Raw genomic sequence first — 9501 nt, 5'->3', positions numbered from 1 at the left:
GCCGTCGGCAGCGATCGCGACTATAGCTTCGTGGTCATGGAGTACCTCCCTCCCCGTCCGCTGGATGCGCACAATGCGTTTCTGCTTGGCCAGCAGCTAGCCCACCTCCATCAGTGGAGCGATCAGCCGCAGTTCGGTCTGGATTTTGATAACGATCTTTCCACCACGCCGCAGCCCAACGCCTGGCAGCGTCGCTGGTCGGTTTTTTTTGCCGAGCAGCGTATCGGCTGGCAGCTGGAGCTCGCGGCGGAGAAGGGATTGCACTTTGGCGATATCGATACCTTAGTCGATATGGTACAGCAGCGACTGGCCAACCATCAGCCGCAGCCTTCGCTGCTGCACGGGGATCTGTGGTCCGGCAACTGCGCCTTAGGGCCGGATGGCCCCTATATATTCGATCCCGCCTGCTACTGGGGCGACCGCGAGTGCGATTTAGCCATGCTGCCGATGCATCCGGAACAGCCCCCGCAAATCTATGACGGCTATCAGTCCGTTTCGCCTCTGCCGTCGGGTTTTCTCGATCGTCAGCCGATTTATCAGCTTTATACTCTGCTGAACAGAGCGATTTTGTTTGGCGGCCAGCACCTGGTAACGGCCCAGCAGGCGCTGGATGATGTATTGATGGAGAAAATGCGTTAAACAAGCTTCACGGCGGACCTTGCCGGTCCGCCGCAGCGTTTTATCAGTTAATCTCGACGCCGTTCAGGCGGAATTTGATGGTCATCGTTACGCCGGTACCCGGTCTTCCCTGCTCATAACGCCATCTGCGCATCGCGCTTTTCACCTCGCGTTCGAACATATTCGCCGGCTGAGCAGAGAGGATCTGCAGATTATCAATGCGGCCATCAGGCGAAACGTCAAACTTCACCCGTACCGTCCCTTCTATGCGCAGCGCCTGAGCGCGCGCTGGATAGGACGGCTGAACGCGGCTGATCGCCCGCGGGCCGCTCGGAGCAGTAACGGTGGGTTTAGCCGCTGCGGTCGAGGTACTTGGCGCTGTACGCGCCGGCGCCGTATTGTTGTTTTCAAACGGCGAGGCCGGACGCGGCTCTGCTGCCGGCTTCACTTCCCGCTTCGGCTGTTCAACCTTTTTCTCCGGCTTAGGCTTGGGTTTAGGTTTGGGCTTCGGCTTAGGTTCCGGTTTATGGATCACCACCGGCGCCTCTTTCGGCGGTTCAGGCACTACCTCTGGCTCCGGCTCAGGTTCGGGTTCAACAACGGGCTCCACGACAGGCTGCGCCGCCGGAGGCGGCTCAAGATCGGCCGGCGCCACCATTGTGATCTCTATCGGCTGCGTCGGAGAAGGCTGTTCAATAACCTGATGTACCGAGGTATAAAGCAGCCCCGCCACAACGGCACCGTGGATAGCCACGGACAGCAGCGTTGGCCACGGAAAGCGGCGAGGTAAATCAAGGGTCATTGCGCTCATAGTCGTTTCTGTTGAAAAATGATGCTCCGATTTTAAATGCAAATAGCAATCATATTCAATAAGGCGTCTTAACCTGAGTCAATTTTTGCCGCCATTTGCAGAAAAAAGCTGCGTCGGCAGTGCTTTCCACTCCAGAGCGCATCTTTGCATTGCAGTCCATCGCTGTTTAACTTAACGTAATTCGCCTGATTATTGATAAGGAGCTTTGCCGTGCTTTACGTTATCTACGCTGAAGATATCGCCGATTCTCTGGAAAAGCGGCTGTCGGTTCGCCCCGCGCATCTCGCGCGTTTACAACTCTTACACGATGAAGGCCGACTGCTTACCGCCGGGCCAATGCCGGCCGTTGACAGTAACGAACCGGGCGCAGCAGGATTCAGCGGCTCAACGGTGATTGCCGAGTTTGAATCGCTGGAAGCGGCCCAGGCCTGGGCCAATGACGATCCGTATATCGCCGCCGGGGTTTACCGCCAGGTCTCTGTTAAGCCATACAAAAAGGTTTTTTGAAAATACCCTTTCCTTTTTCTGGCTAACCACAAAAACACCCAGGTCATCAGAATGAAGGGCGCATTTTGGTACACGACATTGAAGTGTCGCCCTTTTTAACCTCGCGAAAGCGTTGACTGTTATCCGCCTGAGAAGCCTGGAAGATGAGCACGCACTTTCTCCTGCTACCCCATCATCGACCATCGCCTCGCTTTTTTCGACAATGGAAAATGCTGACAAAACATCGACGCCACGCGTGATAGTGAATTACTAATACCTTGTGTAAGGCTGTTAGGGAGGATCGCGTTGTTATTTAGCGCTTGCATTTAATGTCAGCACATCCTGATATAGCCCTATAAATCCACAGTGCAATAGAATGAAAAAAATAACTGAAAGATAGTTGCTTAACGACAGATATGAAAGCCCGAAAAAAATATTATTGGGCATCCACTGCGGATGCCGCGGAACCGAACGTAGCCCATCTTGCTATATTCAGGACCGTAGCCGCTTGAAAGCACGTGGAAATAACCCCCTTGTAGACAAAGGTTTACCTGGCAGGCATAAAGGGATATTAACTACGCTGCCAGCGTTAAGTTGCTGAGCATCATTTTTAAAGCCTATTAATTTCGTTGCGTAAACTTCACGCAGAGTGATAGTAGGGGCATCACTGCTTGATTAAAAAATTTGAAAGGGAATAACAAATGTTTTCAATAAGCCCTGTATTTTTTTGGGCTAACATTTATGTACCTGCCGATTTTGAGGATTATTGTGTGAATACCCTGAAAAAAACCGCATTGCTTTCTGTACTTGCCTTATATATTCCTGTGTCGCAAGCCGCGGCTAAGGAATACAGTCTTGATCCACAGCATACCTCGGTTGTGATCTCCTGGAACCATTTCGGCTTCTCAAACCCTACCGCCTATATCTCTGATGTTTCAGGGAAACTGGCCTTTGATAAAGAGAATCCGGAGAAATCCTCGGTGAACGTCACGCTGCCAGTGAAAACCATTGACGCTCACGTCAAGGCGTTAACGGATGAGTTTTTAGGCAAAGAGTATTTTGATGTTAAAACGTTTCCCGAAGCCACTTTCCAGAGTACCAAAGTGGAAAGCAAAGGCGACAATAAATATGATGTGGAAGGTAATTTGACCATTAAAGGCATCACCAAACCGGTGGTCCTGCATGCCGTCCTGAATAAGCAGGATATGCACCCAATGGTGAAAAAAGAGGCCATTGGATTTGATGCCACCGGGGTGATAAAACGTTCAGACTTTAAGCTTGATAAATATGTGCCGGCGGTAAGTGATAACGTCACCATCACGTTATCCACGGAAGCCTATGCAAAATAAGTAAAAGCTGGCGCAACGATTGCGTTTTATTCAGGATGCTTATTGCATGGCCTCTCTGGATAATATAACAGGCTCAGATTATTCATGGTCAGGATCGGTCGGTTCATTGAGCTTCAACGCGCTGGACCGCTTAATAACCCCCTTGCCTGTCTGAGTCTGTTTTCTCATTCCCTCAGTTCCCGCCTGGTTACCGCAGCTGGCCGGTCATATCATTAAGCATTTAACAACGCCATGCCCTTCCTGAGCGGCAATAAACCCTGAGCGGCAATAAATGCTATCTGACGGTTAATTCCTGTCGCGCCGCAAACGACTTGGCTCTGGATCTTGTCGTCCGTCATTACAAGCCAGGCGTAGCATCTCTTTTTCACTGAGGCGGGAGCTCTGTTTTGTCGTCGCATCGCAGCAAGAAAAACCATCATTGCCCTATGGAGATGTGCAACGGGAATTTAGCGCAGAGAGAAAACGACAACGGCACCGCGTACGGTGCCGTTTGCCTGCTCGCTTAGCTGTCAGGGAAGATAAACAGCAGGGCATGACGCTGCCGTTTCACCAGTCCCTTCCTGATAGCGAGGATCCGCATATTGCGGCGCGATTGGGCTTCCAGCCAGCGCGCTTTACGGCGATTCACCTGTCTCAGCATGCGCCAGCGCCCTACTTCCGTTCTACTACGCTTCATTGCAACGACTCTACGAGTGAAAACAGCCCCCATTATAAACCTCTGCCAGCAACTGACTACCGCTTTCGCTGCGTTTTTATTTGCCAGAAAAATACTGATGCGTAAACTCATCACATATCGTCATTCAAAAGGATTTTACATCTATGACAACCTTTTACACGGTGGTGAACTGGCTGGTCATTCTGGGGTACTGGCTGTTGATCGCCGGTGTAACATTACGAATTCTAATGAAACGCCGCGCTGTCCCGTCCGCCATGGCATGGTTGCTGATCATTTATATCCTGCCGCTGGTGGGGATCATCGCCTATCTCTCCTTTGGCGAGCTGCATCTCGGCAAGCGTCGGGCCGAGCGCGCCAGGGCGATGTGGCCCTCGACGGCCAAGTGGTTAAACGACCTCAAAGCCTGCAAACATATCTTCGCGGAAGATAACAGCCCGGTGGCCGAATCCCTGTTCAAGCTGTGCGAACGGCGTCAGGGCATTGGCGGCGTAAAAGGCAACCAGCTACAGCTGCTGACGGAATCTGACGACGTGATGCAGGCCCTGATCCGCGATATTCAGCTGGCCCGTCACAACATAGAGATGGTCTTTTATATCTGGCAGCCCGGCGGCATGGCCGACAGCGTCGCTGAATCGCTGATGGCCGCCGCTCGCCGCGGGGTTCACTGTCGGCTAATGCTCGACTCCGCGGGCAGCGTGGCCTTTTTCCGCAGCCCATGGGCGGCGATGATGCGTAACGCCGGTATTGAAGTCGTCGAAGCTCTTAAGGTTAACCTGATGCGCGTATTCCTGCGCCGGATGGACCTGCGTCAGCATCGTAAAATGGTGATGATCGATAACTATATCGCCTACACCGGCAGCATGAATATGGTCGATCCGCGCTACTTTAAACAGGACTCAGGAGTCGGACAGTGGATTGATCTGATGGCGCGAATGGAAGGCCCGGTGGCGACCTCGATGGGCATCGTCTACTCCTGCGACTGGGAAATAGAGACCGGCAAGCGCATTCTGCCGCCGCCGCCGGACGTCAATATCATGCCGTTCGAAGAGGCCAGCGGACATACTATTCACACGATCGCCTCCGGACCGGGCTTTCCGGAAGATCTGATTCATCAGGCTCTCCTCACCGCCGCCTATGCGGCGAAAGAGCATCTGATCATGACCACCCCCTACTTCGTACCCAGCGACGACCTGCTGCATGCGATCTGTACCGCCGCCCAGCGCGGCGTTGACGTGAGCATTATTTTACCGCGCAAGAACGATTCGCTGCTGGTAGGCTGGGCCAGCCGGGCCTTCTTCACCGAGCTGCTGGCGGCCGGGGTCAAAATCTATCAGTTTGAGGGCGGACTGTTGCATACCAAGAGCGTGCTGGTCGATGGCGAGCTAAGTCTGGTGGGGACCGTCAACCTGGATATGCGCAGCCTGTGGCTCAACTTCGAGATTACCCTGGTCATCGATGACGCCGGTTTTGGCAGCGATCTGGCGGCGGTTCAGGATGATTATATCTCTCGCTCGCGCCTGCTGGATGCCCGTCTCTGGTTAAAACGTCCGCTGTGGCAGCGGATCGCCGAGCGACTGTTTTACTTCTTCAGCCCGTTGCTGTAAAACGTGCCCATCAGATACCGAATGAGTAGCAATCATGGATATGGATTTAAACAACCGCCTGACCGAAGACGAAACGCTCGAGCAGGCTTACGATATCTTCCTCGAACTGGCGGCCGACAACCTCGACCCGGCGGACATCATTCTGTTTAACCTGCAGTTTGAGGAGCGCGGCGGCGCCGAACTGTTCGACCCTTCGGCAGACTGGGAAGAGCATGTGGATTACGATCTCAACCCGGATTTCTTCGCCGAAGTGGTGATTGGTCTGGCGGATACCGACGGCGGGGAAATCAATGATATCTTCGCCCGCGTTCTGCTGTGCCGCGAGAAAGATCATAAGCTGTGCCATATTCTGTGGCGTGAATAACCTTTAACATCCAGTAAAAAGCCTGCCGCGGTTCTCCCGGCAGGCTTTTTTATGTCGCCAGCTTACTTCGGCAAGGCATGACCGCAGGCATGGCAGAAACGGGCGTTATCGTCATGGTCGCCCTGCTGACACTGCGGACACAGGCGCTGCTGTCGTCGACGATTCAGGGCGCTGGTCATATGCGTGGTGATAAGTCCGGTCGGTATGGCAATAATGGAGTAGCCGATCAGGATAAGAATGGAGGCCAGGATGCGACCCAACGGCGTGTGCGGCGTGATGTCTCCGTAGCCGACGGTGGTGATGGTCACGATGGCCCAATAGACCGAGGCGTTAAGCGTGGTGAAGCCGTATTCCGGCCCCTCAATCAGATACATTAACGAGCCGAAAATCACCATCACAATGGCGATAAACGAATAAAACAGGATCAGCTGATGGCGCGCGCTGACAATCGCTCGCCAGAACACGTTGAGCGAAGGCATAAAGCGCAGTAGTTTGAGAATACGCAGCGCGCGGATCGCCCGCATTGCCCGCCAGGCGAATACATAATTGAGGCTAATTTCCGGCCATAGCCACATCACATACAGCGGTAAAATCGTCGCCAGGTCAATCAGGCCCCAAAAGCTGAAAATATAGTGGAGCGGATTGGGCCAGGTAGCGATACGCAGCAGGTATTCCAGGGTAAAGACCGCGGTCACCAGCAGCTCCAGCCAGACGAAAATATGCCATTCATCTAATGTCAGGTGATATTGCGTGCCCAGTCCCGACTCGATAAATATCACCAGTACGCTGAGCAGGGCGAAAAGTCCGCACAGCCCTTCAAAGCGGCGGCCGGAACGTCGGTTCTGATCGAAAAGTAAATGATAAAGCCGCAGACGAGCGGCAGAAAGCATACCCACTTCGTTAACCTCGCAAAAAAAAAGGGCTGACCTGCGTCAGCCCCTGAGATTATAACGGGTCTACCTTAAGGCAGGAAACCGCATGGCGGAAACTGCCTTCCAGCACCGGGCGGGTTTTGGCGCACTCCGGTCCGGCAAGCGGACAGCGGGTGCGGAATACGCAGCCTGAGGGCGGATTAATCGGCGAGGGTAATTCGCCTTCCAGCAGTTGGATAGTTTTCGTTTTCTCGAGATCAGGATCGGGGATCGGCACCGCCGACATCAGCGCTTTGGTATAGGGATGCAGCGGATTATGGTACACCTCGTCGTAGGTCCCCAGCTCCACCGCATGGCCCAGATACATTACCAGAACCCGATCGGAGATATGCTTAACCACCGCCAGATCGTGAGCGATAAATATCAGCGATAGCCCCATCTCACGCTGCAGTTGCTGCAGCAGGTTGACGACCTGCGCCTGAATCGACACGTCAAGCGCGGAGACCGGCTCATCGCAGATAATCAGCTTTGGCTCAAGGATCAGCGCCCGCGCGATGCCGATACGCTGACACTGACCGCCGGAGAATTCGTGCGGATAGCGGTTGATCAGGTTGGGCAGCAATCCAACTTTCATCATCATCGCTTTGACGCGATCGCGCACTTCCTGACGGGGCATCTTCGGATGATAGGTACGCAGCGGTTCGGCGATAATTTCTCCGATGGTCATGCGCGGGTTCAGCGAGGCCAGCGGATCCTGGAAGATCATCTGGATATCGCTGCGCACGTCGCGCCACTCTTCCTGCTTCATGCCCAGCAGATCTTTACCCAGCCAGGCCACTTTGCCATCGGTCGCTTTCACCAGACCAATAATGGCGCGGGCGAAGGTCGATTTGCCGCAGCCCGACTCCCCTACCACACCGAGGGTTTCACCCTCGTAAAGGCGCAGCGTCACGCCATCCACCGCTTTCAGCGTTTTCGACGGCTGCCAGAACCACTGCTTGCCATCTTTGATATCGAAGTGCACCTTCAGGTCGGCAATTTCGAGCAGGACTTTTCGTTGTTCAGTTACGGCGTTCATAGCAGATCCCCCACCGGTTTAAAGCAGGCGCGCAGGCGGCCTGGCGCGAACGATTCCAGCGGCGGCGCGCTGCTGCACTGCTCCATGGCATGCGGGCAGCGCGGCTGGAATGGACAGCCTTTCGGCAATCGCAGCAGGTTCGGTGGGTTGCCGGGAATGGTCAACAACGCATCGCCTTCCGCATCCAGACGTGGAACCGCATTCAACAGCCCAATAGAGTATGGGTGCGACGGTTGATAGAAGACATCGCGCGCCTGACCGTACTCCATGGTGCGCCCGGCGTACATCACCAGCACTTTATCGCAGATCCCTGCCACCACCCCAAGGTCGTGGGTGATCATGATAATGGCCGTGTTGAATTCGCGTTTAAGCTCATTCAACAGCGTCATGATCTGCGCCTGCACGGTAACGTCCAGGGCAGTGGTCGGTTCATCCGCAATCAGCAGCCGGGGCCGGCACAGCAGCGCCATGGCAATCATCACGCGCTGACGCATGCCCCCGGAGAACTCGTGCGGGAACATTTTCATGCGCTTACGCGCTTCCGGCATTTTTACCGCGTCGAGCATCTTCACCGACTCTTCAAACGCTTCGGCTTTACTCAGCCCTTTATGCAGCATCAGGACTTCCATTAACTGCTCGCCCACCCGCATATAGGGGTTAAGAGAGGTCATCGGATCCTGGAAAATCATTGAGATTTGTTCAGCGCGCAGTTTGTTCAGCTCACGCTCGGGCAAATTGAGGATTTGCCGACCGTTAAAGGTGGCGGAACCCCCGATGCGACCGTTGGCCGCCAGCAGTCCCATCAGGGCGAAGGCGGTTTGCGATTTACCGGAGCCGGATTCGCCCACAATGCCGAGCGTCTCGCCCGCCTGCAGAGTGAAGTTCAGATCATTGACGGCGGTGACGTCGCCATCCGGCGTTTTAAAGGTGACGCGAAGATCTTTCACGTCCAGCAGTAGCCCGCTGTGGCTCTGCGCTTGCGGCGCTTTTGCCGTTTCAATCATGGTCATGGCAGCGCTCCTTAGCGGTCTTTCGGGTCGAGGGCATCACGCAGACCATCGCCGATAAAGTTGAAACAGAACAGGGTCACCACCAGGAAACCCGCCGGGAACAACAGTAGCCAGGGCGAAACTTCCATTGAGTTGGCGCCATCGCTGAGCAATGCCCCCCAGCTGCTGAGCGGCTCCTGCGTCCCCAGTCCCAGGAAACTGAGGAAGGATTCGAAGAGGATCATGCTGGGGACCAGCAGCGAGGCATACACCACCACCACCCCCAGCACGTTGGGGACGATATGGCGCAGCACGATGCTCGCCGTCGAGACCCCGCCGACCTGCGCGGCTTCGATAAACTCTTTGCGCTTCAGGCTTAGCGTCTGCCCGCGCACGATACGCGCCATATCCAGCCAGGACACCATGCCGATGGCGACAAAGATCAGCAGGATATTCTGACCAAAAAAGGTCACCAGCAGGATGACGAAGAACATAAACGGGAAGGAGTTGAGGATCTCCAGCAGACGCATCATCACCGAATCCACTTTGCCGCCGAGATAACCGGAGAGCGAACCGTACAGCGTGCCGCCACCCCGACCATCAGCGAAATGCGCCCGCCGATCGCTACGCGCACCAGCAGATCGCGCCCGGAGG

Annotated in this window: 11 protein-coding genes and 1 pseudogene; 6 read left to right on the top strand and 6 right to left on the bottom strand. The window is 54.8% G+C overall.

From position 1 onward, the window contains the following. Positions 1-639: fructosamine kinase family protein (locus KHQ28_RS23095; RefSeq protein ID WP_211777691.1), on the top strand; the 639-nt coding region annotated here is incomplete at its 5' end. Between the two features lie 43 nt (positions 640-682). On the opposite strand, the gene tonB is transcribed toward KHQ28_RS23095, so the two are convergent. Then, positions 683-1429, bottom strand: a complete 747-nt coding sequence (gene tonB / locus KHQ28_RS23090) for a TonB system transport protein TonB (RefSeq protein ID WP_016831240.1) — start codon at positions 1427-1429, stop codon at positions 683-685. A gap of 210 nt (positions 1430-1639) precedes the next feature. Here tonB and KHQ28_RS23085 point away from each other — a divergent pair, with 210 nt between their 5' ends. The 3 genes from KHQ28_RS23085 to KHQ28_RS23075 all read left to right on the top strand — a co-directional run bounded on the left by KHQ28_RS23085 (position 1640) and on the right by KHQ28_RS23075 (position 3264). After that, a complete protein-coding gene (locus KHQ28_RS23085) occupies positions 1640-1936 on the top strand; it encodes a YciI family protein (RefSeq protein WP_002910042.1) in 297 nt (98 codons plus the stop codon). 112 nt (positions 1937-2048) lie between these two features. Continuing rightward, entirely contained in the window at positions 2049-2189 is a 141-nt protein-coding gene (locus KHQ28_RS23080) for a hypothetical protein (protein WP_009485717.1), read from the top strand. A gap of 427 nt (positions 2190-2616) precedes the next feature. Next, positions 2617-3264 (top strand): YceI family protein, encoded by a 648-nt coding sequence (locus KHQ28_RS23075; protein WP_023316235.1) that lies wholly within the window; start codon positions 2617-2619, stop codon positions 3262-3264. A gap of 502 nt (positions 3265-3766) precedes the next feature. Here the strand turns inward: KHQ28_RS23075 and KHQ28_RS23070 are convergent. Continuing rightward, entirely contained in the window at positions 3767-3940 is a 174-nt protein-coding gene (locus tag KHQ28_RS23070; protein ID WP_004194006.1) for a YciY family protein, read from the bottom strand. Positions 3941-4083: 143 nt separating this feature from the next. Between KHQ28_RS23070 and cls the strand changes: the two genes are divergently transcribed. Both cls and KHQ28_RS23060 read left to right on the top strand, forming a co-directional pair. Then, positions 4084-5544: a cardiolipin synthase gene (gene cls, locus KHQ28_RS23065; protein WP_002910077.1), complete on the top strand. Its 1461-nt coding sequence runs from the start codon at positions 4084-4086 to the stop codon at positions 5542-5544. 34 nt (positions 5545-5578) lie between these two features. Then, positions 5579-5908 carry an HI1450 family dsDNA-mimic protein gene (locus tag KHQ28_RS23060; protein ID WP_002910079.1) on the top strand — a complete coding sequence of 110 codons (330 nt, stop codon included), beginning with the start codon at positions 5579-5581 and terminating at the stop codon, positions 5906-5908. 62 nt (positions 5909-5970) lie between these two features. Here KHQ28_RS23060 and KHQ28_RS23055 read toward each other — a convergent pair whose 3' ends face one another. The 4 genes and pseudogenes from KHQ28_RS23055 to oppC form a co-directional block, all read right to left on the bottom strand. Then, complete coding sequence (locus tag KHQ28_RS23055; RefSeq protein ID WP_002910080.1) at positions 5971-6798, bottom strand: ion transporter; 828 nt, start codon at positions 6796-6798, stop codon at positions 5971-5973. A 55-nt stretch (positions 6799-6853) separates the two neighbouring features. Next, on the bottom strand, positions 6854-7858 hold the full coding sequence (gene oppF / locus KHQ28_RS23050; RefSeq protein ID WP_002910083.1) for a murein tripeptide/oligopeptide ABC transporter ATP-binding protein OppF: 1005 nt from the start codon (positions 7856-7858) through the stop codon (positions 6854-6856). Then, entirely contained in the window at positions 7855-8868 is a 1014-nt protein-coding gene (locus KHQ28_RS23045; protein ID WP_004151853.1) for an ABC transporter ATP-binding protein, read from the bottom strand. Before KHQ28_RS23045 ends, oppF begins: the two co-directional genes overlap by 4 nt. Before the next feature lie 11 nt (positions 8869-8879). Further along, positions 8880-9501: pseudogene (gene oppC, locus KHQ28_RS23040) on the bottom strand (oligopeptide ABC transporter permease OppC); the annotation flags it as partial.

Source organism: Klebsiella sp. 28, assembly GCF_018223905.1.
Classification (GTDB): domain Bacteria; phylum Pseudomonadota; class Gammaproteobacteria; order Enterobacterales; family Enterobacteriaceae; genus Klebsiella; species Klebsiella pneumoniae.
The sequence above is the reverse complement of the archived record's forward strand: the minus strand, read 5'-3'. Positions and strand labels throughout refer to the sequence as shown.

Bases quoted from the DNA above. Each gene is read 5' to 3' on its own strand.
- tonB (WP_016831240.1), bottom strand. From the start codon at position 1,429: ATGAGCGCAATGACCCTTGATTTACCTCGCCGCTTTCCGTGGCCAACG.
- KHQ28_RS23075 (WP_023316235.1), top strand. From the start codon at position 2,617: ATGTTTTCAATAAGCCCTGTATTTTTTTGGGCTAACATTTATGTACCT.
- KHQ28_RS23070 (WP_004194006.1), bottom strand. From the start codon at position 3,940: ATGAAGCGTAGTAGAACGGAAGTAGGGCGCTGGCGCATGCTGAGACAG.
- cls (WP_002910077.1), top strand. From the start codon at position 4,084: ATGACAACCTTTTACACGGTGGTGAACTGGCTGGTCATTCTGGGGTAC.
- KHQ28_RS23060 (WP_002910079.1), top strand. From the start codon at position 5,579: ATGGATATGGATTTAAACAACCGCCTGACCGAAGACGAAACGCTCGAG.
- KHQ28_RS23055 (WP_002910080.1), bottom strand. From the start codon at position 6,798: ATGCTTTCTGCCGCTCGTCTGCGGCTTTATCATTTACTTTTCGATCAG.
- oppF (WP_002910083.1), bottom strand. From the start codon at position 7,858: ATGAACGCCGTAACTGAACAACGAAAAGTCCTGCTCGAAATTGCCGAC.
- KHQ28_RS23045 (WP_004151853.1), bottom strand. From the start codon at position 8,868: ATGACCATGATTGAAACGGCAAAAGCGCCGCAAGCGCAGAGCCACAGC.